The sequence below is a fragment of the Streptomyces hyderabadensis genome (assembly GCF_020404845.1).
Classification (GTDB): domain Bacteria; phylum Actinomycetota; class Actinomycetes; order Streptomycetales; family Streptomycetaceae; genus Streptomyces; species Streptomyces hyderabadensis.
On record NZ_JAIOJZ010000005.1, the window covers coordinates 27,013 to 51,723 of the forward strand.

Annotated in this window: 24 protein-coding genes; 10 read left to right on the forward strand and 14 right to left on the reverse strand. The window is 74.4% G+C overall.

Annotated elements, in window-relative coordinates:
* Positions 1-210: 210 nt before the first annotated feature.
* Positions 211-1,275 (forward strand): DUF2637 domain-containing protein, encoded by a 1,065-nt coding sequence (locus K7854_RS05970; RefSeq protein ID WP_226025293.1) that lies wholly within the window; start codon positions 211-213, stop codon positions 1,273-1,275.
* 75 nt (positions 1,276-1,350) lie between these two features.
* On the opposite strand, the gene K7854_RS05975 is transcribed toward K7854_RS05970, so the two are convergent.
* The 3 genes from K7854_RS05975 to K7854_RS05985 form a co-directional block, all read right to left on the reverse strand.
* Complete coding sequence (locus tag K7854_RS05975) at positions 1,351-1,779, reverse strand: ATP-binding protein (RefSeq protein ID WP_226025294.1); 429 nt, start codon at positions 1,777-1,779, stop codon at positions 1,351-1,353.
* A gap of 128 nt (positions 1,780-1,907) precedes the next feature.
* A complete protein-coding gene (locus K7854_RS05980; protein WP_226025295.1) occupies positions 1,908-3,650 on the reverse strand; it encodes a pyruvate dehydrogenase in 1,743 nt (580 codons plus the stop codon).
* A 28-nt stretch (positions 3,651-3,678) separates the two neighbouring features.
* Entirely contained in the window at positions 3,679-5,424 is a 1,746-nt protein-coding gene (locus tag K7854_RS05985) for a protein phosphatase 2C domain-containing protein (RefSeq protein WP_226025296.1), read from the reverse strand.
* A gap of 290 nt (positions 5,425-5,714) precedes the next feature.
* Between K7854_RS05985 and K7854_RS05990 the strand changes: the two genes are divergently transcribed.
* Together K7854_RS05990 and K7854_RS05995 are read left to right on the forward strand one after the other, a co-directional pair.
* Positions 5,715-6,698 carry a helix-turn-helix transcriptional regulator gene (locus tag K7854_RS05990; RefSeq protein ID WP_226025440.1) on the forward strand — a complete coding sequence of 328 codons (984 nt, stop codon included), beginning with the start codon at positions 5,715-5,717 and terminating at the stop codon, positions 6,696-6,698.
* A 72-nt stretch (positions 6,699-6,770) separates the two neighbouring features.
* Positions 6,771-7,253: a DUF456 domain-containing protein gene (locus tag K7854_RS05995; protein ID WP_226025297.1), complete on the forward strand. Its 483-nt coding sequence runs from the start codon at positions 6,771-6,773 to the stop codon at positions 7,251-7,253.
* Here K7854_RS05995 and K7854_RS06000 read toward each other — a convergent pair.
* The 4 genes from K7854_RS06000 to K7854_RS06015 form a co-directional block, all read right to left on the reverse strand.
* Complete coding sequence (locus K7854_RS06000) at positions 7,216-7,749, reverse strand: methylated-DNA--[protein]-cysteine S-methyltransferase (protein ID WP_308112527.1); 534 nt, start codon at positions 7,747-7,749, stop codon at positions 7,216-7,218. The genes K7854_RS05995 and K7854_RS06000 overlap by 38 nt on opposite strands.
* Positions 7,746-9,248: a DNA-3-methyladenine glycosylase 2 family protein gene (locus K7854_RS06005; RefSeq protein WP_264086975.1), complete on the reverse strand. Its 1,503-nt coding sequence runs from the start codon at positions 9,246-9,248 to the stop codon at positions 7,746-7,748. Before K7854_RS06005 ends, K7854_RS06000 begins: the two co-directional genes overlap by 4 nt.
* Positions 9,249-9,269: 21 nt before the next feature.
* On the reverse strand, positions 9,270-10,388 hold the full coding sequence (gene rsgA / locus K7854_RS06010) for a ribosome small subunit-dependent GTPase A (RefSeq protein ID WP_226025299.1): 1,119 nt from the start codon (positions 10,386-10,388) through the stop codon (positions 9,270-9,272).
* 245 nt (positions 10,389-10,633) lie between these two features.
* On the reverse strand, positions 10,634-11,953 hold the full coding sequence (locus tag K7854_RS06015; protein ID WP_226025300.1) for a radical SAM protein: 1,320 nt from the start codon (positions 11,951-11,953) through the stop codon (positions 10,634-10,636).
* Positions 11,954-12,060: 107 nt separating this feature from the next.
* Here K7854_RS06015 and K7854_RS06020 point away from each other — a divergent pair, with 107 nt between their 5' ends.
* Positions 12,061-13,317: an FAD-binding protein gene (locus K7854_RS06020; protein ID WP_226025301.1), complete on the forward strand. Its 1,257-nt coding sequence runs from the start codon at positions 12,061-12,063 to the stop codon at positions 13,315-13,317.
* 29 nt (positions 13,318-13,346) lie between these two features.
* Here K7854_RS06020 and K7854_RS06025 read toward each other — a convergent pair whose 3' ends face one another.
* A complete protein-coding gene (locus K7854_RS06025; RefSeq protein WP_226025302.1) occupies positions 13,347-13,871 on the reverse strand; it encodes a hypothetical protein in 525 nt (174 codons plus the stop codon).
* Complete coding sequence (locus K7854_RS06030) at positions 13,868-15,589, reverse strand: PHP domain-containing protein (protein WP_226025303.1); 1,722 nt, start codon at positions 15,587-15,589, stop codon at positions 13,868-13,870. The genes K7854_RS06025 and K7854_RS06030 overlap by 4 nt, the downstream gene beginning before the upstream one ends.
* A gap of 151 nt (positions 15,590-15,740) precedes the next feature.
* Between K7854_RS06030 and K7854_RS06035 the strand changes: the two genes are divergently transcribed.
* Positions 15,741-16,310: a TetR/AcrR family transcriptional regulator gene (locus tag K7854_RS06035; protein WP_226025304.1), complete on the forward strand. Its 570-nt coding sequence runs from the start codon at positions 15,741-15,743 to the stop codon at positions 16,308-16,310.
* Here the strand turns inward: K7854_RS06035 and K7854_RS06040 are convergent.
* Together K7854_RS06040 and K7854_RS06045 are read right to left on the reverse strand one after the other, a co-directional pair.
* On the reverse strand, positions 16,307-17,077 hold the full coding sequence (locus tag K7854_RS06040) for an isocitrate lyase/PEP mutase family protein (protein ID WP_226025305.1): 771 nt from the start codon (positions 17,075-17,077) through the stop codon (positions 16,307-16,309). The two genes, K7854_RS06035 and K7854_RS06040, sit on opposite strands and share 4 nt — an antisense overlap.
* Positions 17,074-17,541, reverse strand: a complete 468-nt coding sequence (locus K7854_RS06045) for a hypothetical protein (RefSeq protein WP_226025306.1) — start codon at positions 17,539-17,541, stop codon at positions 17,074-17,076. Before K7854_RS06045 ends, K7854_RS06040 begins: the two co-directional genes overlap by 4 nt.
* A 107-nt stretch (positions 17,542-17,648) precedes the next feature.
* On the opposite strand from K7854_RS06045, the gene K7854_RS06050 reads away from it, so the two are divergent.
* Positions 17,649-18,185 (forward strand): hypothetical protein, encoded by a 537-nt coding sequence (locus tag K7854_RS06050; RefSeq protein ID WP_226025307.1) that lies wholly within the window; start codon positions 17,649-17,651, stop codon positions 18,183-18,185.
* Positions 18,186-18,201: 16 nt separating this feature from the next.
* Here K7854_RS06050 and K7854_RS06055 read toward each other — a convergent pair whose 3' ends face one another.
* From K7854_RS06055 to K7854_RS06065, 3 genes are read right to left on the reverse strand one after another with little or no spacing between them, the layout of a single operon-like run.
* A complete protein-coding gene (locus K7854_RS06055) occupies positions 18,202-18,861 on the reverse strand; it encodes a response regulator (protein WP_226025308.1) in 660 nt (219 codons plus the stop codon).
* The gene (locus K7854_RS06060) at positions 18,858-20,051 is read right to left on the reverse strand and encodes a sensor histidine kinase (protein WP_226025309.1); all 1,194 of its coding nucleotides are present in this window, start codon (positions 20,049-20,051) and stop codon (positions 18,858-18,860) included. Before K7854_RS06060 ends, K7854_RS06055 begins: the two co-directional genes overlap by 4 nt.
* Positions 20,048-20,890 (reverse strand): CPBP family intramembrane glutamic endopeptidase, encoded by an 843-nt coding sequence (locus K7854_RS06065; RefSeq protein ID WP_226025310.1) that lies wholly within the window; start codon positions 20,888-20,890, stop codon positions 20,048-20,050. The genes K7854_RS06060 and K7854_RS06065 overlap by 4 nt, the downstream gene beginning before the upstream one ends.
* 164 nt (positions 20,891-21,054) lie before the next feature.
* Here K7854_RS06065 and mmuM point away from each other — a divergent pair, with 164 nt between their 5' ends.
* The 4 genes from mmuM (at position 21,055) to K7854_RS06085 (ending at position 24,642) form a co-directional block, all read left to right on the forward strand.
* Positions 21,055-21,969 (forward strand): homocysteine S-methyltransferase, encoded by a 915-nt coding sequence (mmuM, locus tag K7854_RS06070; protein ID WP_226025311.1) that lies wholly within the window; start codon positions 21,055-21,057, stop codon positions 21,967-21,969.
* Positions 21,970-22,037: 68 nt separating this feature from the next.
* Complete coding sequence (locus tag K7854_RS06075) at positions 22,038-23,057, forward strand: DUF4129 domain-containing protein (RefSeq protein ID WP_226025312.1); 1,020 nt, start codon at positions 22,038-22,040, stop codon at positions 23,055-23,057.
* Entirely contained in the window at positions 23,054-23,647 is a 594-nt protein-coding gene (locus K7854_RS06080) for a hypothetical protein (protein WP_226025313.1), read from the forward strand. Before K7854_RS06075 ends, K7854_RS06080 begins: the two co-directional genes overlap by 4 nt.
* On the forward strand, positions 23,644-24,642 hold the full coding sequence (locus K7854_RS06085; RefSeq protein WP_226025314.1) for an AAA family ATPase: 999 nt from the start codon (positions 23,644-23,646) through the stop codon (positions 24,640-24,642). The genes K7854_RS06080 and K7854_RS06085 overlap by 4 nt, the downstream gene beginning before the upstream one ends.
* Positions 24,643-24,711 lie beyond the last annotated feature (69 nt).

Below are 24,711 nucleotides of genomic sequence, written 5' to 3' on the forward strand. Positions count from 1 at the left end.
ACTTCGCGGGAACTTTCCGTGGAACCACTCGTACGGGTAGTCTTATTCGAACTCAACTCCCGCCCCTCAAGCGGCAGTTCGAGCAGATCGCCGTCCTGGGCACCCCCTCTGCATCCCTTGGCGGCCTCTTGCCCCGAAACCCCCTGAGGGCCGCTGGGTTTGGGCCACCATGGCGGGCGTTACGCCCTATCCCACTGCAAGGGACCCCTGATGAGATTGACCGACATATCGCTGAACTGGCTGCTTCCGGGCGCCGTGCTGCTCCTGGGCATGCTGGCGGCGGTGGCGGTGCTCGCGCGCGGCAAGCGTTCCTCGGGGAAGGACGCGGGCGCGGACGACTCCTGGGAGCGGATGGAGGAGCGCCGCCGGCGCAAGGAGGCCCTCTACGGCACCTTCTCCTACGTCCTGCTCTTCTGCTGTGCGGCGGTCGCCGCGGCGCTCTCCTTCCACGGTCTGGTCGGCTTCGGCGAGCAGAACCTCGGCCTGAGCGGCGGCTGGCAGTACCTGGTGCCGTTCGGGCTCGACGGCGCGGCGATGTTCTGCTCCGTCCTCGCGGTGCGCGAGGCCAGCCACGGCGACGCGGCGCTCGGCTCGCGGATACTCGTGTGGGCCTTCGCCTTCGCCGCGGCCTGGTTCAACTGGGTGCACGCGCCGCGCGGTCTGGGTCACGCGGGCGCCCCGCACTTCTTCGCGGGCATGTCCCTGTCGGCCGCGGTGCTGTTCGACCGCGCCCTGAAGCAGACCCGCCGGGCCGCGCTGCGCGAGCAGGGCCTGGTGCCGCGTCCGCTGCCGCAGATCCGCATGGTCCGCTGGCTGCGCGCGCCCCGGGAGACGTACCGCGCCTGGTCGCTGATGCTCCTGGAGGGCGTGCGCAGCCTGGACGAGGCGGTCGAGGAGGTGCGCGACGACCGGCGCCAGAAGGAGGAGAAGAAGCTGCGGCGCCGCGAGCAGGAGCGGCTGGAGCGGGCGCAGCTCAAGGCGATCAGCCGGGGCCACGGCCACCGCGGCTTCCCGGGCCGCGGCGGGCGCCAGGTCGAGGTCGAGGTGCAGCAGGTCGAGCGGGGCTCGGAACGCGCCACCGCGGAGCCTGCCATATCGGCCCCGGAGCAACTGCCCGCAGGAACCCGGCGCCCCTCGCTGCAGCCCGTGCGGAGCGGGTCTGAGCAGCTGACCGTGGAGACCGTGGACCTCACCGCGGAGGACGACACCCAGGCGCTGCCCCGTCTGGACTCCCTGGAGCGCAAGCTCAAGGACCTGGAGCAGCAGTTCGGCTAGGAAGAACGCGCTGAGCGCGGTGAACGCGCCGAACCCGGAGAACGGATGAGCTGAGGCGCCGGTGCCCCCGGCGCCTCAGGCCGCTTCCGCGTCGGCATCCGCATCCGCTGCCACGCCCAGTTCGAACCAGACCGACTTGCCCGCCCCGCAGGGCCGGACGCCCCAGTCGTCGGCGAGCGACTCGACCAGGACCAGCCCTCTGCCGTTGGTGCTCTCCTCCCCCTGCGGTGGGCGCGGCCGGGGCCGCGGTCCGCGGCCCGCGAAGTCCCGTACCTCCACCCGCAGGGCCCGCGGCCCGACCGTCGCGGTCAGGACGGCGCCCTCCTCGGTGTGCACGAGCGCGTTGGTGACCAGCTCGCTGGTGAGCAGTTCGGCGACCTCCGACTGCCCGGGCCCGCCCCAGTGGCTCAGCAGCTCACGCAGCGCCCGCCGGGCCTCGGGCACCGCCCGCAGATCCGCCCGGCCGAGCCGCCGCCTGAGCTGTGGCACCGTCTGCTCCTTCATGTCCCCCGTCGGCGCGCTGATGTCGGCTCCCCCCGTCTGTCCCGCTCCGGTCGAACATCTTCACGGAGAAAGCCTTGCCCGTTCGGGCCCCCGGCAGTCATCCGGTTTCGGACCGGCTGCCGGAGCGGTCACGGCCGGGGGACGTTGCGCAGGTTGGAACGGGCCATCTGCACCATGCGCCCGACGCCGCCGTCCAGGACGATCTTCGAGGCGGACAGGGCGAAGCCGGTGACCATGTCGGCGCTGATCTTCGGCGGGATGGACAGGGCGTTGGGGTCGGTGACGACGTCGACGAGGGCGGGCCCCTTGTGCTTGAACGCCGCCTTCAGCGCCCCGGCCAGGTCCTTGGGCTTCTCCACCCGTACGCCGAAGACACCGCAGGCCTCGGCGACGGCGGCGAAGTCGGGGTTCTTGTTGGCCACGCCGTGCGAGGGCAGTCCCGCGACGAGCATCTCCAACTCCACCATGCCCAGCGAGGAGTTGTTGAAGAGGACGACCTTCACCGGCAGGTCGTGCTGCACGAGGGTGAGGAAGTCGCCCATCAGCATGGTGAACCCGCCGTCGCCGGACATCGACACGACCTGCCGGCGCCGGTCGGTGAACTGGGCGCCGATCGCCATCGGCAGCGCGTTCGCCATCGAGCCGTGCGAGAAGGAACCGATGATGCGGCGGCGGCCGTTGGGCGAGATGTAGCGGGCCGCCCAGACGTTGCACATCCCGGTGTCGACGGTGAACACCGCGTCGTCGTCGGCCATCTCGTCCAGCATGGCGGCCACGTACTCGGGATGGATCGGGACGTGCTTGTCGACCTTGCGGGTGTACGCCTTGACGACGCCCTCCAGCGCGTCCGCGTGCTTCTTCAGCATCCGGTCGAGGAAGCGGCGGCTCTTCTTCTCCTTCACCCGCGGGATCAGGCAGCGCAGCGTCTCCCGCGCGTCGCCCCACACCGCGAGGTCGAGCTTGGAACGCCGGCCCAGGTGCTCGGGCCGGACGTCGATCTGGGCGATCTTCACGTCGTTCGGCAGGAAGGCGTTGTACGGGAAGTCGGTGCCGATCAGGAGCAGCAGGTCGCACTCGTGGGTGGCCTCGTAGGCGGCGCCGTAGCCGAGCAGCCCGCTCATGCCGACGTCGTAGGGGTTGTCGTACTGGATGAACTCCTTGCCCCGCAGGGCGTGCCCCACCGGTGCCTTGAGCTTCCCGGCGAACTCCATGACCTCGGCGTGCGCGCCCGCGGTGCCGCTGCCGCAGAACAGGGTGACCTTGTCGGCGTCGTCGATCATCCGCACCAGCCGGTCGATCTCCTCGTCGCCGGGGCGGACGGTGGGCCGGGAGGTGACGAGGGCCGTCTCGGCGGCCCCCTGCGGGGCGGGCTCGTCCGCGATGTCGCCGGGCAGCGAGACGACGCTGACGCCGCCCTGGCCGACGGCGTGCTGGATGGCGGTCTGCAGCAGCCGGGGCATCTGCTTCGGGCTGGAGATCAGCTCGCTGTAGTGGCTGCACTCGCGGAACAGCTGGTCGGGGTGGGTCTCCTGGAAGAAGCCGAGGCCGATCTCGCTGGACGGGATCTGGGAGGCGAGGGCGAGGACGGGGGCCATGGAGCGGTGGGCGTCGTAGAGCCCGTTGATGAGGTGGAGGTTGCCGGGGCCGCAGGAGCCGGCGCACGCGGCCAGCTTCCCGGTGATCTGCGCCTCCGCGCCGGCGGCGAAGGCGGCGGTCTCCTCGTGCCGGACGTGCACCCATTCGATGCCGGAGTGGCGGCGCACGGCGTCCACGATCGGGTTGAGGCTGTCCCCGACGACTCCGTAGAGGCGCTCGACCCCGGCGCGGGTGAGGATGTCGACGAACTGTTCCGCGACGTTCTGTTTGGCCATGGCTCCAGCTATGCCACAGCGAGCGGTCTCACGCCTCCCAAACGGCGGCGGCCGTACGGTCGTCCGCGTATCCCTTGACCCGTACGCCGCTGTCGGCGAGGAACTCCCCCAGCCCGGGCGCCGGGCGGCCCGTCCATCGCCGCGCGAGGAGTTCGCCCAGCTCGGGCTCGCTCAGCAGCGGCTCGGCGAGGCCCGCGGTGCACATCAGGAGCACGTCACCCGGGCGGGCTACGGAGGCCCGGAAGCGGAAGGGCTCGCGGGGCGGCTCGGCGGGCGGGCCGTCGTACGGGCCCGGCGGCGTGGTGATGCCGAGGTCCATGGTGAGCCGGTCGCCGTCGGGCGTCTCGGCCGGCGCGTCGTTGGGCGCGGAGCCGAAGCCGAGGACCGGAGCGCCGGTGACCTCACCGGCGTCCGGCTCCATGTCCTGCCAGGTGCCGTCGCGCAGCCGGAGCAGCCCGCCCGCGCCGACGCCGAAGAACACCCGGGTTCGGCACTCGGGGTCGGCGGGCAGCAGCAGGCAGCGCAGGGTGGCCGCGTACTCGTCCGGGGCGAGACCCTGTTCGGCGGCACCGGCCCGGAGCCGGCCGAGGCTGCGGTCGGTGAGGCGGTGCAGGCCGGACTTCAGGTCGCCGCGGCGAGCGGCCCGCAGGTCCTCGGCGAGCCGGGCGTGGCTGCGGCCCACGGCCCGCCCGATCCACCGGCACACCTCGGCCGCCGCCCGGTGCGCCCCGGCGGTGGCGCGGGCGCCGGTCGCCATGGCCACCAGGACCAGGGCGTGCTCACCGGCGCCGAAGCGGGCGACGAGCAGCGCGTCGCGCCGCGGCTCGCCCCGGTAGCGCGCGGAGTCCCCGCGCACGGAGACGGCGCGCAGCGTGCAGGTCCCGTACCGGGCGCCCTCCAGCACGGTGTCCGGGACCAGCCCGTCGAGGCCGTCGGGGTCGGCGGGCGGCAGCGCGGTCGGCTCGGCGTCGTAGGTGGGCGGTCCGCTGCCGACGTAGCCGCGGTCGTCGCCGTCCGGCGTGGGGAGGAACTGCGGCGGGAGCGGGGGCAGGTCGACCAAGGTGCGTGGCGGCGGTCCCGCTTCGGGCGGCTCACTGAGGTCCGCGGCCCCGGTCCCCGAGGTGGTCACCCCCCGCGGACCCCCCGACGACGCCTCCCCGGACCCCGCCGGGAAGCTCACCGGACCGGTCGGTGTCGCGGACGGCGGCTCCCAAGGAGCCCTCGGCGCGGGCGGACCCGCAGGACGCGGCGGGCTGTTGCGGGGCGGGGTGTCGTCCTCGGCGGGTGGTGGGGCCGGGGGGCCGGAGGGGGCACTCCCGGGCGGGGTGTCGTCGGTGCGCGAGGAGGCTTCGGGGGCGGAGGGTGGCTCGGGGGTCGAGGGGTCGCTGCCCGGCGGGCCGTAGTCACCGCTCCTCGGTGGGTCCGCGGGCTCCGCTGAGGCGTCGCCGGGCGGGGTGCGGGGGCCGGGGACGGCTGGGGGTGCGGTCCTCGACCACCAGGGCCGTCCCGGTTCGGGCGGGGCGGCGGAATCCGGCGGGGGCGGGTTCGGCGCGGCGCCCGGGCCCCGGTCCGGCGGGGGCGGGGTCGTCGCAGCGCCGGGGGCCGGTGGGCGGGACACCGTGCCCGACGCCGAGGCGAAGCGGTCGTCCAGGGAATCGGGTGCGGCCGTGGGGCCGGTGTCGTCGGCGGAGTCGTCGTACAGCTGCCCCCACCAGTCGTCCTCAGGACCGGTGGGACCGGCGGGACCGGTGGGCCTTCCCCCCTGCTGACTCATGCTCCTGATTGTCCACCGACGGAGCCGGATGAAAACGGGGCATCGGAAAATTCGGGCGGTCCGGCGCGCGCCGGGCGGCGTGTCGGGGGACGCGTCGAACGGTTCTCCGAGGTGGGGTGGCCGAGCGGCCCCACCCCCCACGGGAGGACCGCTCGGCGACGCCACCTTGGCAGAGTGACCGGCGGTACGGCGATGATGTCCGGAGGCGGGTTTACGCCGTGGCCGTTTTCCGCCATGGACGTCCTGGCCCGCTGGTGATGATCATGGTTCTCGGGGAGGGGCGACGCCTGATGCTGGGAGTGCTGGGGCTGGAGGACACGCACGAGGCGGCCTACCGGGCGCTGGTGGCGGTGGGCGCGGCCGACGTGCCCGATCTGGCGCGGCGGCTGGCACTCGGCGAGCGGGACACCGAGCGCGCGCTGCGCCGCCTGGAGCAGAACGGACTCGCCGCCCAGTCCTCGGCCCGCCCGGGTCGCTGGGTCGCGGCCCCGCCGGGCGTCGCGCTGGGCGCCCTGCTCACCCAGCAGCGGCACGAGCTGGAGCGGGCGGAGCTGGCCGCGGCGCTGCTCGCGGAGGAGTACCGCGCGGCGGCGGCCGAGCCCGCGGTGCACGACCTGGTGGAGGTGGTGACCGGCGCCGCGGCCGTCGCCCAGCGCTTCCTCCAGCTCCAGCTCGGCGCGACCGAAGAGGTGTGCGCACTGGTCACCGACAAGCCGGTCGCGGTGACCGGCATGGAGAACGACGCGGAGGAGCAGGCCACCGGGCGCGGGGTCCGCTACCGCGTGGTGGTCGAGCGGTCGGTCCTCGACCTGCCGACCGGCATCACCGAGCTGACCGCCGCGCTGGGCCGGGACGAACAGGTCAGGGTCGTGGACCGGGTGCCGACCAAGCTGGTCGTCGCCGACCGCTCCCTCGCCCTGGTGCCGCTGACCGCGCACTCCTCGGAGCCCGCCGCGCTGGTGGTGCACGCCAGCGGCCTGCTGGAACTGCTGTCCGGGCTGTTCGAGGCGGTGTGGCGGGACGCCCTCCCGCTGCGGCTGGGCGCCTCCGGCGTGACCGAGCACGGCCCGGACGCCCCGGACGGCACCGACCTGGAGATCCTCTCCCTGCTGCTCGCCGGACTGACCGACGCGAGCGTCGCCAAGCAGCTCGACCTGGGCCTGCGCACGGTGCAGCGGCGGGTGAAGCGCCTGATGGAGCTGACCGGGGTCACCACCCGGCTCCAGCTGGGCTGGCACGCGTACGAAAGGGACTGGGTGGCCAGAAAGCACTGACCGGGGCCCCGCCCCGGCCACCGGCCGCACCGGACTTCTGCGGACCGGGCCCGACTCCTGCACCCTGGACAGATGGGAGCGTGGGACCTCCTGCTGACCGGCCTGGTCATTCTGCTCGGGCTGTGCGGCGTCCTGCTGCCCGGCGTGCCCGGGTCGTGGCTGGTGTGGGCCGGGGTCCTGTGGTGGGCGCTGAAGGATCCGCAGCCGCTCGCGTGGGCGGTCCTGGTCGGCTCCACCGTCGTGCTGCTGCTGTCCCGGGCGGTGCGCTGGGCGCTGCCGACCCGCAGGAGACGCCGCGACGAGGCGATGCGCAGGCTGACGGCCTACGCGGGCGCCGGCGCCGTGCTCGGCTTCGTCCTCGTCCCCGTGCTCGGCGCGATCCCCGGGTTCATGGGCGGCATCTACCTCGCCGAGCGGCTGCGGCTGGGGCGGCACGGCGAGGCGATGGCGTCGCTGCGGACGGCGATGCGCCACGGCGGCGCCGATCTGCTGACCGAGCTGTTCGCCTGCCTGCTGATCACCGGGGCGTGGCTGGGAGCGGTGCTGGCCGGCTGACCGGCGCGCCCTCCAGCGCCAGCAGCCGCGTCTTGCGCTCCAGTCCGCCCGCGTACCCGGTCAGGGAGCCGTCGGCGCCGATCACCCGGTGGCAGGGGCGCAGGATCAGCAGCGGATTCGCGCCGATCGCGCCCCCGACGGCGCGTACCGCCGGTCGCGAGGCCCCGATGCGCGCGGCGATCTCGCCGTACGTCGTCGTCGCGCCGTAGGGCACGTCGTCCAGGGCGGCCCACACCCGCTCCCGGAAGGCGGTGCCCTCGGCGCGCAGCGGCAGCCGGAACTCCGTCAGCTCCCCGGCGAAGTAGGCGCCGAGCTGCTCCTCGGCCGCCCGGAAGGGCCCGGCGTCGTGCCGCCACCCGTCCCGGACGCTCCGGCCGCCCTTCTGCCCGGGTACCGAGAGGGAGGTGAGGGTGCCGTCAAAGGCGGCGGTGAGGAGCAGCCGCCCGACGGGGCTGTCCACCTCGTACCAGTACGTCATGTCCGTCGTGGTGGTCATCGGTCGTTCTCCCACTCTCCTGCTGCGCGCAGGTGGTTCATTGCGTACGAGCGCCAGGGGCGCCAGGTGTCGGGGACGGCGGCGCCCGGCGGGGCGACGTCGGGGTCGCCGAGGGCGCGGGTGCGCACGACGGCGACGGTACGGGCGTCCAGCCCGGGTACGGCGAGCAGGGCGCGCTCGGCCTCGTCCCGGTCGGCGCCCGGGTCCAGGCGGACGGTGCCGTCGGCGAGGGCGGCGGCGAGCGCGCCCGGGGTGCCCTCCGGCACTGCCTCGGCCAGGACGGCCGGTTCGGGGAAGAGATGGGTGAGGGTGCCGCAGGGCGCGTCGAGCGCCTTGCCGTACCGCTGGACGAACCGCTCCGCCTCCGCGCGCCCCACCAGGGCCCGCACCGCCAGTTCGCCGGGGTCGGCGGTGCCCGGTGAGCGCAGCCCGGGGCGGGCGGCGACCAGCGGGGCGAGCCGGGGATCGGCGCCGAGCCGCTCGTCGACGGCGTACGGGTCGGCGTCGAGGTCGAACAGCCGCCGCAGCCGCTGCACGGAGGTGGTCAGGTCGCGCAGGTCGGTCAGGTGGAGGCGGGCCTCCAGCCAGCCCCCGCCGCCGGTGCCCGGCCCGCCGGGCCCTCCCGGCCGCCCCGGTCGCTCCTGGACGGCGACGATCCCGGTGCCGTACGGCAGGCGCAGGGTGCGCCGGTAGACGCGGCGGCCCCTCTCGCCGCTCACCTCCTCGACGCCCGCGACGGCCTCCCGCTGGAGCAGGTCGAAGACGGACCCGTGCTGGTAGGGCCCGCGGTGGGCGAGCCGCAGCGGCACACCGGCCGAGGGGGTGGCCGCGCGCCGGGCGGCCCGGTCGCGGGCCGGGGCGGCGGCGCGCAGCTCGCTGGGGGTGGCCGCGTACACGGCCCGGATGGTGTCGTTGAACTGCCGCACGCTGGCGAAACCCGAGGCGAAGGCGATCTCGGTGACCGGCAGGCCGGTGGTCTGCAGCAGGACGCGTGCGGTGTGCGCCCGCTGCGCGCGGGCCAGGGCCACGGGCCCGGCGCCCACCTCGGCGGTGAGCTGCCGCTGCACCTGGCGGGCGCTGTAGCCGAGCCGGACGGCGAGTCCGGCGACGCCCTCGCGGTCGACGACGCCGTCGCCGATCAGCCGCATGGCCCGGCCGACGACGTCGGCGCGGACGTTCCAGTCCGCGGAGCCCGGCACGGCGTCGGGACGGCACCGCCGGCAGGCCCGGAAGCCCGAGCCCTGCGCGGCGGCGGCCGTCGCGAAGAACCGCACGTTGCGCCGCTTCGGTGTGACCGCGGGGCAGCTGGGCCGGCAGTAGATGCCGGTGGTCTCGACGGCGAAGAAGAACGCGCCGTCGAACCGGGCGTCCCGGCTCCGCACGGCCTCGTACCGGACGTCCTCGGGCGCGTCCGCGTGCTCCGTTGTCCGCACTGTCTGTGGTGTCACGCAGTCCAGTCTCCGCCGGCCCGGCGGACCGGGCTGGCGGAAATCGGACATCGCGTCGGCGCGGCGGCCGGGCTACCGCAGGCCGCCCCGCTTGGCCTCCATGGCGGCCTTGCCGATGGCGCCCCGGCGCTTGAACTCCTTGCGCATCTCGGCCCGCACCCGGGCGTCGGTCTTGGCGACGATGCGCTGGTTCTCCCGCATCAGCTTGCGGTAGCTCTCCAGCCGCCGCTCGGGCAGCGCACCGCTGTCGATGGCGGCGAGGACGGCGCAGCCCGGCTCGCTGTCGTGGGCGCAGTCGTGGAACCGGCAGTCCTCGGCCAGCTCCGCGATCTCGGCGAACACCTGGTCCACCCCGCTGCCCGCGTCGAAGAGCCCGACGCCCCGCAGCCCGGGGGTGTCGATCAGCACTCCCCCGCCGGGCAGGGCGAGGAGGTTGCGGGTGGTGGTGGTGTGCCGGCCCTTGCCGTCGACGTCGCGGATGGCCTGGACCCCCATGACGTCCTCGCCGAGCAGCGCGTTGGCGAGGGTGGACTTGCCGGCGCCGGACTGCCCGAGCAGCACGGCGGTGCCCTGGGAGACGACGGCGGCGAGCACGTCGAGCCCCTCGCCCTGCTCGGCGCTGACCGGCAGCACCGGCACCCCGGGCGCGGTGGTCTCTACGTCCTGGACGAGGTACGCCAGGGTCACCGGGTCGGGCACGAGGTCGGCCTTGGTGAGGACGACCAGGGGCTGGGCCCCGGATTCCCAGCCGAGGGCGAGGAACCGTTCGATCCGGGCGAGGTCCAGCTCGACGGCGAGCGACACGGCGACGATCGCGTGGTCGACGTTGGCCGCGAGGATCTGCCCCTCGGACCGCTTGGAGGAGGTGGAGCGCACGAAGGCCGTACGGCGGGGCAGACACGTCCGTACGTAGCGCGGGTTGCCGTCCGGTTCGACGGCGACCCAGTCGCCGGTGCACACGACGCGCAGCGGGTCGTGGGGCGTGACGAACGCGGTGTCGGCGCGCAGCACACCGTGCGCGGTGACGACGTCGCACTGCCCGCGGTCGACCCGCACGACCCGTCCGGGCAGCAGCCCTTCGGCGGCGTACGGCGCGAACGCGTCGGCCCAGGAGTCGTCCCAGCCGTACGCGGACAGGGCGGAGTGGGTGGAGGCGGAGGAAGCGGACGAGGTGGAAGACGTGGAAGTCAAGGGGTGACCCTTCAGGGTGCGGCCCCGGCGCGAGGGCTCAGGGAGCGGCTGAGATCAGCCGGCGGCCGCGGAGGTGGACTCGATGGACTCCTGGATGCGGGCAGCGCCCGTCACAGTGACAGCCATGGTCGACACCTCCTCGGCAAGATCCCTGTCGGCGGCCCCGTTGGGCCGCCGCTCGAACATCGGTCACCTTAGCCGCGCGGCCGAGGGCCGCGCCACCGAATAACCACGAACCCTCCGGCTCAGACCTCCACGGGCGCGTCCGCCGGCAGGCTGTCCATGAAGGAGCTGACCGAGAAGACCGCGTTGCCGGCGCCGGGCGGGCCGTAGCCGGGGGGCGAGGAGAGCCCGAAGTCCTCCATGGTCTGGCGGTAGGCCTGCAGGAGCCGGATGTGGTACTCCAGCGGGGCGCCGTCGGGGTTGGTCTTGCCGAGCGGGGTGGTGGGTTCGGGGCACCAGGTGGTGAAGCGCGGGGTGATGCCGTGCGACATGAAGAAGCGCAGGCCCTCGGTGGTGGAGTCGATGGCCTCGTCGACGGTCTTGAAGCCGAAGGGCTCGGCCATCTCGACGCCCGCGACGAAGTTGGGGATGACGTTGCGGGCGCCGAAGACGTCCGCGGAGTCCAGGATGCGCCGGTGCCACTCGTCGCGGCCGACGTACCGCTCCTTGCCGGGGCAGTACATCTTGAACAGGTACTCGTCCCACACCTCGAAGTTGGGGTGGTAGATCTGCACGCCGTAGTCCTTGAAGCGCTGGACGTCCGGCTTGGGCAGGGCCTGGGCGACGACCTTGCCGATCCAGCGGCCGGGGAAGTGCTCCTCGATGGCCTTGGCGTACCGCCCGTAGAAGTCGGCCTCGTCCAGGCCCTGGACCTTCGACGTGATCGCGCCGCCGGTGAGCGTGTACGCGGTGGAGATCTTCGCGGTGTCGTACTTGTTGATGATCTCCAGCGCTTCCAGGACCTCGTCGACGTCCTTCACGCCGGTGTACGGCCGCCCGGCGGCCTTGTGCTGGCGCCAGTTGTGGTTGATGTCGCAGTACTGGCACTCCTCCTTGGCGCCGAAGTACTGGCAGACGCGGAAGGCGGTCAGGTAGATCAGGTAGCCCCACTGGATGGTCGGGGCCACCTCCATGACCGACTTCCCGTTGGAGAGCTTGTGCCGGTAGTACTCGGGCATGGGCGGTACGCCGACGTCGGCGATGCGCTTGCCGTCGAGGTAGAGGCCGAGCTGGTCGTGCTCGTCGGCCGCCACGCGGTAGGGCGAGGACGGGTTCACGCGGACCGAGACGACGGTGCGGCGCAGGTCGTAGGGGCCGCCGGTGAGGATGATCTCCTCGGGCGGGCGGCGCAGGGCGGCCTCGCCCAGCTCGGGCAGGGTGCCGTGGTCGAAGGAGAAGATGAAGTACGACTTCGGCTTGACCTCGCCGGACTCGTTGTCGCTGAGGGCGGAGGGGTCGAAGGCGACGCCGCCGCGCAGCAGGTCCTCCTTGAAGACGGCCTCGCGCGGTACGTTCGGGAACCGCTCCATCAGATCCTCGACCAGCGCGGTACGGCTGTCCATCCCGTGTCTCCTCCCAGCTCCGGCGTTCGACTTCTCACGGTATGCCCCCGCGGTGGCGGCTTCCCTCCCGGGTCCCCCTCCGGGCGCGCCGGGTAGGTTTCCGCGCTATGAGCGACATCACGGTGACCAACTGGGCCGGAAACATCACGTACACCGCCAAGGAGCTGCTGCGGCCGCGCTCCCTGGACGCGCTGCGGGCCCTGGTGGCGGACGCCGCCCGGGTGCGGGTGCTGGGCAGCGGGCACTCCTTCAACGAGATCGCCGAGCCGGGCGACGGCGGCGTCCTGCTGTCGCTGGCGGACCTGCCGGCCGAGGTGGACGTGGACACGGCGGCCCGTACGGTGCGGGTCGGCGGCGGGGTGCGGTACGCGGAGCTGGCCCGGGCGGTGCACGCGCGGGGGCTGGCGCTGGCGAACATGGCCTCGCTGCCGCACATCTCGGTCGCCGGGTCGGTGGCGACCGGCACGCACGGCTCCGGGGTGGGCAACGGGCCGCTGGCGTCGGTGGTGCGCGAGGTGGAACTGGTCCTGGCGGACGGTTCGACCGCGGTGATCGCGCGGGGCGACGAGCGGTTCGGCGGTGCGGTGACCTCGCTCGGCGCGCTGGGCGTGGTGACCTCGCTCACGCTCGACCTGGAGCCGGCCTACGAGGTGGAGCAGCACGTCTTCACCGAGCTGCCGCTGGCCGGGCTGGACCCGGCGGCGCTGGGGACGGTGATGGCGGCGGCGTACAGCGTGAGCCTGTTCACCGACTGGCGGGCGCCCGGTTTCCGGCAGGTGTGGCTGAAGCGGCGCACCGACCAGCCGCTGGACGGCTTCCCGCACGCCCCCGCGGCCGTCGAGAAGATGCACCCGGTGCCGGGCATGCCCGCGGTCAACTGCACGGAGCAGTTCGGGGTGCCGGGGCCCTGGCACGAGCGGCTGCCGCACTTCCGGGCCGAGTTCACCCCCAGCAGCGGCGCCGAGCTGCAGTCGGAGTACCTGATGCCCCGGGAGCACGCGCTGGCCGCGCTGCACGCGATGGACGCGATACGGCAGACGCTCGCGCCGGTGCTGCAGACCTGCGAGATCCGCACGGTCGCCGCCGACGAGCAGTGGCTGAGCCCGTCCTACGGCCGGGACACCGTGGCGGCGCACTTCACCTGGGTCGAGGACACGGCGGCGGTGCTGCCGGTGGTGGGGCGGCTGGAGGAGGCGCTGGCCCCGTTCGCGGCCCGTCCGCACTGGGGGAAGGTGTTCACGACCCCGGCGGACCAGTTGCGCGCGCTGTACCCGCGGCTGGGCGACTTCCGGGCGCTGGTGGCGGCGCTGGACCCGGCGGGGAAGTTCACCAACGCCTTCGTGCGCGGGGTGCTCGCGGGCTGAGCACCCCGCGCCGCCGGGTCCGGGCTGGGTCAGTGATCGGCGCAGCAGGGTGTCGGGTCGGGGTCCTCGAACGGCACCAGGGTGCCGCCCGCCGCGGGCATGGCGGCCAGCACCAGACGGCCGTCCTGCCAGTGCGGGCGGACGTGCTCCCGGGTGACCAGCCGGGTGTCCGGGGCGGGTTGGTCCGCCGTGCCCAGGACGGTCACCCGGTCGATCGCGGAGCGGGCGAGCAGCTCGGCGAGCGTGAGGGTGCCGGTGAGGGCGGCCGCGCCCGGGTAGAGCACGGCGCGGCCGGTCTCGTCCCAGGCGCCGTCGCGGACCGCGTACCCCCGGGCGGTGAGCCGGTCCCGGGCGGTGCGCAGGACCGGCTCGGCCTCGGCGGCCAGCGACAGGGCGACCCGCGGGCGGCCGTCCCGCACCAGGTGCGTGCAGCCGAACACGCCCTCGGGTAGGGAGAGTTCGGCCGCCAGCGCCCGGAGCAGGTGATCGGCCTCGCGCAGGGTGGTCGCGTCGGTGTCGATGCCGAGGACGTACGGCGCGGCGGCCGGGGTCACGACGGCAGCACCCAGACGGGGTTGGAGTAGAACCACAGGTCCCGCCACGGGTCGGCGTCGCCCACGACGTCGATGGCGGGGCCCGCCGGGTCGACCTTGGCGCCCAGCGAACCGACGGCGGACCGGTTGCCGTCCGTGCCGCGGGTGCGGAGGTAGACGGGGCGGTCGACGCGGCCGAGGTCGTACGTGAGGCGGACGGTGCCGCTGTCCTTGTTCACCTCGTACGACTTGACGACCCGGGCGGTCGGCGCGGTGAACGCGTCCTTGTCGGCGGCCGGGCCGGTCACGTCGCCCTGGATGACGTCCACGCGGGCCAGTTCGGGGACGAAGCCCGCCCAGTTGGGGCCGCCGGCCAGGGCGACCTCGACGGACAGGGTGACCCGGGTGCCCTTGCGGACGTGCAGGGCGCCGCCGAGGGTGGCCCAGCGGCCGCCGCCCGAGACGCGGACGTCGAGGCCGCTGATGAGCTGGCCGTGGTCGACCCAGATGCGGCCGGCCCGGATGCCGTCCATGACGGCGGCGTAGGAGAAGCCGTCGGAGCCGACGTGGGTGCGGCTGTACTGGCCGGGCCAGAAGTCGTTCTGGGTGATGTCGATCTGCCCGCCGTAGACGGGGTCGTCGTAGCGGCCGTTGGCGTTGAAGTCGCCGCCGCCGCGGGCGCCGGTGTCGGCGTAGACCTGGTGGGAGTCGGAGTTGGCGGTGATCCACCAGGGGCGGCCCTCGGCGAGGAGGCTGTCCCACAGGCCGCCGACGGTGGCGGTCATCCAGTCGAAGCCGCCCCAGGTGCGGTAGCTCTCCAGCGGGTAGCCGGCGAAGGAGTTGGCGCTCGGGCTGCCGTCGTAGATGCCGCGGGCGCCGCCCGGGCCGAGGGGCTTGGGCAGACCGCCCGCCTGGTGGCCCGGGGCGCCCTCGAAGCCGACGGCGATCTGGTGGCCGCGGGAGGTGGCGTCACGCCAGGCGCGGATCTCGTGCGGGGAGTCGATGCCCTTGCGCGCCGGGTGGTTGGCGAGCATCAGGGCGTCCTTGACCTTGCGCCGCTTGACCTGGTCGGCGAGGAAGGAGAGACCGGCGATGGCGAGGGCCTCGTTGGCGGGCGTGGAGTCGGTGGCACCCTTCACACTGCCGTCGTAGTCGGTCTCGAACTGCTTGAGGACGGAGACCTCGTGCTTGCCGGGGTGGACGAAGACGGTGCCGTGCTCGGCGGCCGGGATGTTCCACTCCAGGCCCTGGAAGACGAGGGTGTCCTCGTACGCGGACCGCGCCTCCCGGATGTCCGGGTTGACCTTGTCCACCCCGATCCTGGCGTGGGTGCCGCCGCCGTGGTCGGTGATGACCAGCCAGTCCATGCCGTGCCGGGCACCCTGGCGCACCTGGTCGACGACGCGGTACTTGCCGTCGCTGCTGTACTGGGTGTGGATGTGGTGATCGCCCGCGAGCCAGAGGAAGCCCTTGCCGCGGCGGCCGTTGCCCGCGGCCCGCGCGGGGGCGGCGGTGGCGGTCTGGGCGAGGACGGTGCCGGCGGCCAGTCCGGCGCCGAGCAGGCCCGCGCGGCGCAGCAGGCCGCGGCGCGACTGCTGTTCGGGGCTCAGGGCCTCGTCGGGGACGCTGGTGTCGAAGGCGGCGGGCAGGGCCGGCGCGGTGTCGTGCTCGTGGTCGTGGCCGTGCGGGTGACCGTGGTGGTGGCCGTGGGTGTGTCCGTGTCCGTGTCCGTGCCCCATGAGTGTTCCTCCCGAAGACCGCCGCCGTGCGCGGCTCCGAGGAGAATCGGCGTGGAAGGTGAACGTTGAACGACTCATGGGTGATCCGCGGCTGCCGCGCTTCCTGACCTAGCATGAAACCTAGGACTCCTAGGTTTCAGGAAGGTGGCCCATGCCCCGAGTGGGTCTTACCACGGACCGTGTGGTCGCCGCGGCCGCCGACCTCGCCGACGCGTCCGGGTTCGAGGCGGTCACCGTCTCGGCGCTCGCCCGGCACTTCGGGGTCAAGGACGCCAGCCTGTACACGCACGTGCGCAACCTCCAGGACCTGCGGGTGCGGATCGCGCTGCTGGCCGGCGGCGAGCTGATCGAGGAGATCGCCGACGCGGTGGCCGGCCGGGCCGGGAAGGAGGCGCTGGCCGCCTTCGCGGGCGCCTACCGGGCGTACGCCCTGCGCCACCCGGGCCGCTACGCCGCCACCCAGATCCGTATCGACCAGTCCCTGGCCGCCGACTCCCCCACCCTGCGCCGCACCGCCGAGATCACCCACGGCATGCTGCGCGCCTACGGCCTGACCGAGCCCGACCTCACCGACGCGGTGCGCCTGCTGCGCAGCACCTTCCACGGGTACTGCGCGCTGGAGGCCTCCGGCGGCTTCGGCGCCCCGCGCGACGTGCAGGCGTCCTGGGACAAGGTGGTCGAGGCGCTGCACGTGGCCCTGGAGAACTGGCCGCGCGCCTAGGGGGTGCCGGGTGCGGGCCGGCTCATCGCCCGCACCTCGTCGTACGCGGGCGTCGCACCGTCCGGGGCCCGGCCCGCCCGGATGCCGGCGGCCGTCTCCAGGGCGGCGCCCAGCGCGCGCCGGTAGAGCAGCGAGCCGAGGCTGACCCGGCGGACGCCGAGGTCGGCCAGGTGGGCGAGGGTGGGCCCGGCGGGCGAGTACAGGACGTTGAGGGGCACGTCGAAACGGGCGGCGAGGAACGCGATGCGGGCCGGGTCGGTGAGCCCGGGGACGAAGACCCCGTCGGCACCGGCCTCGCGGTAGGCCGAAAGGCGCCGCACCGTCTCCGCCGGGTCGCCGTCGCCCGACCAGTAGGTGTCCGTACGGGCGTTGACGAACAGGCCGGGCGCGGCCGAGCGGACCGCGGCGATCTTCGCGGCGTGCCGGTCCGCCGGTCCCAGAGCGTCCTCCAGGTTGATCCCGACGGCGCCGACCGCCGCCAGCTCCCGGACGAACTCCCCCACCTCGTCCGGATCGTCACTGAAGCCGTCCTCCGCGTCGACGGAGAGCAGGAAGGGGGCCGAGCCGAGGGTGAGGGCCAGCCGCAGGGTCTCGTCGCGGGTCGCCGACGCCCCGTCGGGCAGTCCGGCCGCCGCCGCGACGCCGAGGCTGGTCGTGCCGACGGCACCGAAGCCCTGGCCCGCGAGGGCGAGCGCCGAGGCGTGGTCCCAGGCGCAGGGCAGCAGCAGGGGTGCACCGGCGCGGTGCAGGGCGGCGAAGGCGGTCACGCGAGGTCACCCACCGCGTCGGCGTAGTACACCGACTCGGCGAGGTGTGCGGCGAGTTCGCGGAAGCTCCAGCCCTCGCCGGGCGAGTGGTCGAGCTGTTCGTCGGTGAGCGCGTCGAGGCGGTTGGCCCAGATGCGGGCGAGCCGGGTGAGGCGGCTGCGGGCCTCGTCGAGGTCCTCGGCGGTGAAGCGGGCGCGGTCGGCGTCCGTGGTGACCAGGGAGGCGTGCCAGTGGTCGGGCTGCGTCTGCTCGCCCGCCAGCCGGGCCTCCAGCTCCGCGAGGTGGTCGACCAGGTGGTCGGCGACCCGCCGGATTGCCTTGTGCGGGGTGTAGACGCGGCCGTCGACGTGGGCGAGTGTCCCGTCCCAGCGGGTCCAGGTCTCGGCCAGGGCCAGGACGTGGTCGACCATGCCGGTGACGGCGTCGGCGGGCGCGGTGGCGGTGGCGGTGTTCGTGTCGCTCATGTCCCGCACGCTATGGCCCGGTTGCTTCGGCCGCGGCCGAAGTGTTCCGGAGGTTCGGGGGTATCCGGTGCGCACGGGACTTCCCCGTCTTCTCCAGGAGAGGTGACATGGCGAGCGCAGACAGAGGCGACGACCGGCCGCGGCCGCGTCGGCGGGACAGGCTCTGGGCCATCGGTGTGACCGCGCTGGTCGTGGGCGTCGGGGTACGACTGCTCATGAACGGCGCGTCGGCGTGGCCGTCGGCCGTGGTGGGCGCGGTGCCGGCGGCCGCCTGGATCGTGTGGTGGGTGCGTCGCCGGCGCGTGCGCGACGCCGGAGCCGTCGGCGCGGAACCGCAGGACGTGCCCGGCATGGAGCGGCAGATCCTCAAGGGCGGACCGGCGCCCCGGGACCCCGAGCGGCGGCGGGCGATGGCGGCGCTGGTCGACTCCCGCCAGGAGCGGCTGCGCCGCAACCGCTGGTGGGCGTTCCCGGTGCTGGCGCTCATCTTCTTCGGTACGTCGGCCCTGTGGTTCGCCTCGGGGTCGGTCGGTGCCGGGAGCGCGATGCTCGGCCTGGCCGTCGTGTTCATGGGCTGGCTGACCTGGTACAACCTCCGCTTCGACCGGCGTCTGTCGCAGATGCGCGGTCGGCTGCGGAGCTGAGCGGGCCTCCGGCGGCTCAGGTCACCAGCCCGTGGCGGTAGGCGAAGACGACCGCCTGGACCCGGTCGCGGAGGTCGAGCTTGGTGAGGATGCGGGAGACGAAGGTCTTGACGGTCTCGGGGCTGATCACGAGGGCCGCGGCGATCTCGCTGTTGGACAGCCCGTCGGCGATCAGGCGCAGGACCTCCAGCTCCCTGGGGGTGAGCGGGATGTCCCGCGCGGTGCCCTCGGCGGGGCGGATCCGGGCCGCGTACCGGCCGACCAGGCGGCGCGTCACGTCGGGGTCGAGCAGGGCCGCGCCCATGGCCACGGTGCGGATGCCGTGCAGCAGCCGGTCCGGCGGCGCGTCCTTGAGCAGGAAGCCGCTGGCGCCCGCGCGCAGCGCCTCGTAGACGTACTCGTCGAGGTTGAAGGTGGTCACCACGAGCACCTTGACGGGGTGCTCGACGCCGGCTCCGGCGAGCAGGCGGGTGGCCTCCAGGCCGTCGAGCACCGGCATGCGGATGTCCATCACCACGACGTCCGGGCGCAGTTCGCGGGCCAGGTCGACCCCGGTCCGCCCGTCCCCGCACTCGCCGACCACCTCCAGGTCGGGCTGGGCGTCGACGATGGTCGTCAGACCGGTGCGGATCAGTGCCTGGTCGTCGCAGATCACGACCCGGACCGGCGCGCTCATGACGTGCTCCCCCCGCTGCTCCCGCCGCTCCCGTTGATCCCGCTGCCCCCGGGTATCCGGGCCCGGACGACGAAGCCGCCGTCCTTGGCACGGTCCGCGCTGAACTCGCCGCCCAGCACGTCGACCCGCTCCCGCAGGCCGGCCAGTCCCCGCCCGCTGCCGCCGGGGGACGCGGCCGCCGTGCCGGAGCCGTCCGTGCCCACCTCCACCGTGATCTCCCGTTCTCCGTGGCGCACCAGGACCGAGGTCCGGCCGCCGTGGTCGTACTTGAGGGCGTTGGTCAGGGCCTCCTGCACCACGCGGTAGGCCACGAGGTCGGAGCTGCCGGTCGCCGCCGCCGGGGTGCCCTCCTCGGTGAACTCCACCGGCTGTCCGGCCCGGCGGGTCTGCTCGACCAGGGTGAGCACCCGGCCGACGGGGGGCGTCCTGGGCTCGGCGGTGCCGTGGTCGGGGTTGAGGAGGTCGAGCAGGTGCCGCAGGTCGGTGATGGCGCGGCGGCCGGTGTCGCTGACGGCGGCCAGCGTCTCGTCGAGCCGGTCGGGTGCGGCGGTCAGGTAGCGGGCCGCCTCGGACTGCACGACCATCGCCGTCACGTGATGGGTCACGACGTCGTGCAACTCGCGGGCGATGCGGGTGCGTTCGGCGTTGCGGGCGTCCTCGGCGACCCGGGCGCGGCGGTCGGCCTCCGCGGCGCGCGCGGAGCGCATCCAGGCGCCGATGCCCCAGGCCAGGGCGAGGATCAGGTAGAACGTCAGGTACTCGACCAGCGTTTCGTCGCCGCCGCGCGCGTTCAGCCCGACGGCCATGGCCACGTAGGCCAGGGTGGCGGCGACCTGCGTGGCCCGCCGGTACTTCTCCTGGTGGTTGCCCGCGTTGATCAGCACGATGGGCAGCGCGGCGCCCGCGAACAGGTGGTAGCCGCGCAGTTGGTCGAGGGCGAAGCCGAGCGAGACCAGGGCGAGGCAGACGAGCGTCCACCGCCGGCGCACGGCCAGCGGAACGGACTGCAGGACGGCGGCCACCCCGGCCAGCGCGTCGGCGGGACGGGTCGGCAGGCCGCCGATCTCCGTGCCCTGACCGCGCAGCTGCGGCAGGAGCGAGGCGACGAGGAGGAGCACCCCGAACGGAAGGTCCCGGACCGTGACGTCCAGCCGGCGCCACCGTTCCAGGACCCGTCGGCGATCGATCACCGGGGAAGTGTAGCGGCGGAGTTGACGCCCGCGGCACGGCGCCGGGCACCGAACCGCACGATGTTCCCGCGCCGGTGCGCCAGCCACAGGAACACCAGGGTCAGCAGCACCCCGAAGCCCACCGAGTAGACGCTGCCCTCCGGGCCGAAGTCGCCGCCGGTGAGCAGCTTCGGACCCGACATGGTGGCGTCCAGCAGGCCCTCGCTGTCGCCGTTGCCGGACACGACGGTGCTGAAGACGCCGCCCGCGGCGAAGTTCCAGCCGAAGTGCACGCCGATGGTCAGCCACAGGTTGCGGGTGGCGGCGTAGGCGGCGGCGAGCATGAACCCGGCCTCGATGGCGATGGCGACGGCGCCCCACAGGGTGGCGTCCTCGTTGAGCAGGTGCGAGAGCCCGAACACCAGGCCGGTCAGGGCCAGCGCGAGGTAGGTGCCGATGTGCTCCTCGATGATCCGGAACAGCACCCCTCGGTAGACGACCTCCTCGGTCGCGGCGGCCCCGGCCATGAAGCCGACCAGTCCGATCGCGCCCTGCACCGAGCCGAGCCCGTCGACCTCGTAGTGCCCGGAGGTGTAGAGGTTCACGATGACGGCGGAGAACATGCCGACGCCGATCAGCGTCCCCCAGCCGGCCTTCGCCGCGGCGCCCTCCAGGGCCACGTCCAGGGCCTGCCGGCGCTCGGTCCGCCGCACCACCCAGGCGTACACGAAGACCACCAGCGCGGCCGCGGTGAGGCCGACGACCAGGGTGAGCCAGTCGTTGTCCTGCACCGCCTGGATGGCCGCACCGCCGATGGCGTAGGCCGCCAGCACGGCCAGGAACTGCCAGACGAATCTCACGGGGAACTCCTCGGTCGGGCCGGGGACTTCGGTGCCCCGGCTGCTGCACCGGACGCTACGGATCCGGCGGCCGCGGATCGTCACCTCACGGTGGACACCTGCCCGTAGCTCGCTCGGGGGACAAGGCCCCGGAGCGCGGGCGGCGGAGTCGTAGCCTCAAAGGCATGACCAGCGACTTCGCCGACGCCCTCGCCTCCGGCCCGCTCGTGCTCGACGGCGGGCTGTCCAACGAGCTGGAGGCGGCCGGGCACGACCTGGGTGACGCACTGTGGTCGGCCCGGCTGCTCACCGAGGACCCCGAGGCGCTCACCCGGGCCCACCTCGCCTACTTCGAGGCGGGCGCGGACGTGGCCATCACCGCCACCTATCAGGCCACCTTCGAGGGCTTCGCCCGGCGCGGCATCGGACCGGAGCGGGCCGCCGGGCTGTTCGCCCTGGGCGTCGAGTCGGCGCGGGAGGCCGCCCGCCGGGCCCGGGCGGGCCGCCCGGACCGCCGGCTGTGGGTGGCGGCGTCGGCCGGCCCGTACGGGGCGATGCTCGCGGACGGCTCGGAGTACCGGGGCCGCTACGGCCTGACCACGGGCGAGCTGGAGCGGTTCCACCGGCCCCGCCTGGAGGCGCTGGCCGCGGCACGGCCCGACGTCCTCGCGCTGGAGACCGTCCCGGACACGCGGGAGGCGGCGGCGCTGCTGCGGGCGGTGCGCGGGCTGGGCGTGCCCGCCTGGCTGTCGTACACGGTGGCCGGGGACCGCACGCGTGCCGGTCAGCCGCTGGAGGAGGCCTTCGCCCTGGCCGCCGACGCGGCGGAGGTGGTCGCGGTGGGCGTCAACTGCTGTGCCCCCGAGGACGTGTCCGGCGCGGTGCGGACCGCCGCCCGCGTCACCGGCAAGCCGGTCGTCGCCTACCCCAACAGCGGAGAGGCCTGGGACGCGAAGTCCCGCTGCTGGCGGGGGCGTTCGTCGTTCGCGGCCGGGCGGGTGCGGGACTGGCGGGAGCACGGGGCCCGGCTGGTCGGCGGCTGCTGCCGGGTGGGCCCGCCGACCATCGCGTCGATCGCCCGGGCCCTGGCCCGGGAGTGACCGGGCGGCGTGTGCCAAGATTGCCGTGAACAGGCGTTCGGGGGGCGACGGGTTCGGCGGGGGGCGGCATGGCGCACGGGGAGCGGACACCACAGCGGGCGGCGCCGGGGGTGGTGCTCGCCGCCGCGGTGGTCGCCGCGCTGGCCGTCGCCGCGCTCGCGCTGCGCCCCGCGGAGGGGCTGCTGCACTCCGGCCGGGGGCCGCTGGGCCACTGGGGCTTCGTGGCGATCGGGATCTCGGCCGTCTGGACGTTCGGGGCGTGGACGGCCGTCCAGCGCCTGCGCCACCGTTTCGGCGCCGACCGCCTGTCGCTGCCGCCGGGTGAGGAGCGGCTGCGCGAGGCCGCCGCACCCCTGCTGCTCGCCACGGCGGGCGTGGTCGGCGTCCTCGCCCTGGTCCTGCACCGGTTCTCCACCGGCGACAGCACGTCGGGACCGCCCCCGCCCCCGGCGACGGACCCGATGCCCACGCCGACCCTCGCCTCGCTCCCGCCCCAGGAGCGGCCCGGCTCGACGGACCACTCCTCCCTGCCGCTGTACCTGGTGCTCGTGCTGCTGGCCGCGGTCGCCGTCGTGCTCGTCGTGGTGGCCGTCGTACGGCGGCTGCGGCGCTTCGGGCTGAGGGTGCCGCAGCGCCCGGGGCTCGCGGGCGCCGCGACGGGGGACGACGACGCGCGGCTGCTGCTGTCCGCCGTGCGGTCGGGCCGCCGCGCCCTGTCCGGCACCGAGGACGACGCCCGGGCGGCCGTCATCGCCTGCTACGCCGCGATGGAGGACGCCCTGGTCGCGTCCGGGGTGCCGCGCCACGCCTCCGACAGCCCCGCCGACCTGCTCGCCCGCGCCGCCGGTGCGGGCTTCACGCCGGGCCCCGCCGCACCGCGGCTCACCGCGCTCTTCCGCGAGGCCCGCTACTCCTCGCACCCGATGGACGCCGCGCACCGACAGGCCGCGGCGGACTCGCTGGAGGAGATCGCGTCCCTGCTCGACGCCCGCGCGAGCGACGGGGACCGGAACCCGGGCGACGGGGACGGAAACCAGAGCGACCGCGACAGGAACCCGGGCGACCCGAACCCGGAGGCCCGGCGATGACCCCTTCCACGGCGGGAAGCTCCGGCGAGGACATGCTCACCCTGCGCCGTCTCGGACTGCTCGGCGGCGCCATCGCCGGTTCGGGCGTCCTGCTCGTCCTGCTCCTCGACGGCGCCGAGGCGGCCGGGGCCCTCGTGGCCCTGCTCACCGCCGTCGCCCTGCTCGCCGCCCGGTACGTCGCCGGGGCGGGCGCCCTGGACTCCTCCTACCGGGACGAGGTGCGCCTGCTGCGGACCCGGCTGCCCGGCATGGGCGAGTGGCGACGGAACGTGGCCACCTCCACCGGACCCGACGGCGCCCTCTACTACCGTGCCGTGCTCCGCACCGAGCTGCGCCACCTGTACGCCGCCGCGCTCGCCGAGCACCACCACGTCTCCCTGGAGCACCAGCCCGAACGGGCCGCCGAGCTGGTCGGCCCCGAGCTGTGGCCCTGGCTCGGCCCCGTACCGCCGGGCACCGGGCCCGACGGCGAGGTGCCCGCCGAGGTGCTGCGCCGCCTCGTCGACCGGCTCGAATCACTCGGCGCGCCTCGTACCCGCAGCTCCCGCACCACCCGTAGCCCCCGTACCGGTAAGGACCAAGCGACGTGACGACTGACTCCACGCCCCAGCTCCGCACCGCCGAGCAGGTCGGCGAGCAGGCCGGTGCCGTACTGCGCGAGATCGGCCGTGCCGTCGTCGGCAAGCCGGACGCCCTCGAACTCGTGATGCTGGGCGTGCTGGCCGGCGGCCACGTCCTCGTCGAGGACCTGCCGGGGCTCGGCAAGACGCTCCTCGCCCGCTCCTTCGCCACCACCCTCGGCCTGGACTTCCGCCGGATCCAGTTCACCCCCGACCTGCTGCCCTCCGACGTCACCGGAACGCCGCTGTACGACCAGCGCACCGGCGAGATGGTGTTCCACCCCGGTCCGGTCTTCACGCACCTGCTGCTCGCCGACGAGATCAACCGGACGCCGCCGAAGACCCAGGCCGCGCTGCTGGAGGCGATGGCCGAGTCGCAGGTGACCGTGGACGGCGAGACCCGGCCGCTCGCCGACCCCTTCCTGGTGATCGCGACGGCCAACCCGGTGGAGTACGAGGGCACGTACTCGCTGCCCGAGGCCCAGCTCGACCGGTTCCAGCTGCGGGTGCGGATGGGCTATCTGACCGCCCGCGAGGAGCTGGCCATGCTGCGGGCCCGGATCGACCGGGCCGCGCCCGAGGCCGTGCTCGAACGGCTCGCGGGACCGCAGGACGTGGTGGCGTGGCGGGCGGTCGTGGAGCGGGTGGAGATCGACGACGACCTGCTGGAGTACGCCGTCGCGCTCGTCGCCGCGACCCGCGAGCACCCGCAGATCAGCATCGGCGCCTCGCCGCGCGGCGGGCTCGCCCTGGTCCAGCTCGCCCGCGCCCGCGCCGTGCTGGACGGCCGCGACTACGTCGTCCCGGAGGACGTCAAGGACCTCGCGGTGCCCGCGCTGGCCCACCGGGTTTCACTGCGGCCGGAGTTGTGGGTGCGGGAGATGTCGACGGACGACGTGCTGCGCGAGATCGTCGACGGCGTCGGCACGCCCACGACGCGGCGTACCGCCGCCGTGTCGTCGTGACCGCGCCCGCACCGCGACCGGCACCGTCACCGGCTGCCGCGCCCACACCGGCACCGGATCCGGCTCCGG

What these genes read in the sequence shown, in the direction of transcription:
- K7854_RS06045 (WP_226025306.1), bottom strand. Translation starts at nt 17,541, where the DNA reads ATGAGCGACACGAACACCGCCACCGCCACCGCGCCCGCCGACGCCGTC.
- K7854_RS05985 (WP_226025296.1), bottom strand. Translation starts at nt 5,424, where the DNA reads ATGAGTCAGCAGGGGGGAAGGCCCACCGGTCCCGCCGGTCCCACCGGT.
- K7854_RS05995 (WP_226025297.1), top strand. Translation starts at nt 6,771, where the DNA reads ATGGGAGCGTGGGACCTCCTGCTGACCGGCCTGGTCATTCTGCTCGGG.
- K7854_RS05980 (WP_226025295.1), bottom strand. Translation starts at nt 3,650, where the DNA reads ATGGCCAAACAGAACGTCGCGGAACAGTTCGTCGACATCCTCACCCGC.
- mmuM (WP_226025311.1), top strand. Translation starts at nt 21,055, where the DNA reads ATGACCAGCGACTTCGCCGACGCCCTCGCCTCCGGCCCGCTCGTGCTC.
- K7854_RS05990 (WP_226025440.1), top strand. Translation starts at nt 5,715, where the DNA reads ATGCTGGGAGTGCTGGGGCTGGAGGACACGCACGAGGCGGCCTACCGG.
- K7854_RS06075 (WP_226025312.1), top strand. Translation starts at nt 22,038, where the DNA reads ATGGCGCACGGGGAGCGGACACCACAGCGGGCGGCGCCGGGGGTGGTG.
- K7854_RS05975 (WP_226025294.1), bottom strand. Translation starts at nt 1,779, where the DNA reads ATGAAGGAGCAGACGGTGCCACAGCTCAGGCGGCGGCTCGGCCGGGCG.
- K7854_RS06000 (WP_308112527.1), bottom strand. Translation starts at nt 7,749, where the DNA reads ATGACCACCACGACGGACATGACGTACTGGTACGAGGTGGACAGCCCC.
- K7854_RS06015 (WP_226025300.1), bottom strand. Translation starts at nt 11,953, where the DNA reads ATGGACAGCCGTACCGCGCTGGTCGAGGATCTGATGGAGCGGTTCCCG.
- K7854_RS06020 (WP_226025301.1), top strand. Translation starts at nt 12,061, where the DNA reads ATGAGCGACATCACGGTGACCAACTGGGCCGGAAACATCACGTACACC.
- K7854_RS06035 (WP_226025304.1), top strand. Translation starts at nt 15,741, where the DNA reads ATGCCCCGAGTGGGTCTTACCACGGACCGTGTGGTCGCCGCGGCCGCC.
- K7854_RS06080 (WP_226025313.1), top strand. Translation starts at nt 23,054, where the DNA reads ATGACCCCTTCCACGGCGGGAAGCTCCGGCGAGGACATGCTCACCCTG.
- K7854_RS06030 (WP_226025303.1), bottom strand. Translation starts at nt 15,589, where the DNA reads ATGGGGCACGGACACGGACACGGACACACCCACGGCCACCACCACGGT.
- K7854_RS06005 (WP_264086975.1), bottom strand. Translation starts at nt 9,248, where the DNA reads ATGTCCGATTTCCGCCAGCCCGGTCCGCCGGGCCGGCGGAGACTGGAC.
- K7854_RS05970 (WP_226025293.1), top strand. Translation starts at nt 211, where the DNA reads ATGAGATTGACCGACATATCGCTGAACTGGCTGCTTCCGGGCGCCGTG.
- K7854_RS06050 (WP_226025307.1), top strand. Translation starts at nt 17,649, where the DNA reads ATGGCGAGCGCAGACAGAGGCGACGACCGGCCGCGGCCGCGTCGGCGG.
- K7854_RS06055 (WP_226025308.1), bottom strand. Translation starts at nt 18,861, where the DNA reads ATGAGCGCGCCGGTCCGGGTCGTGATCTGCGACGACCAGGCACTGATC.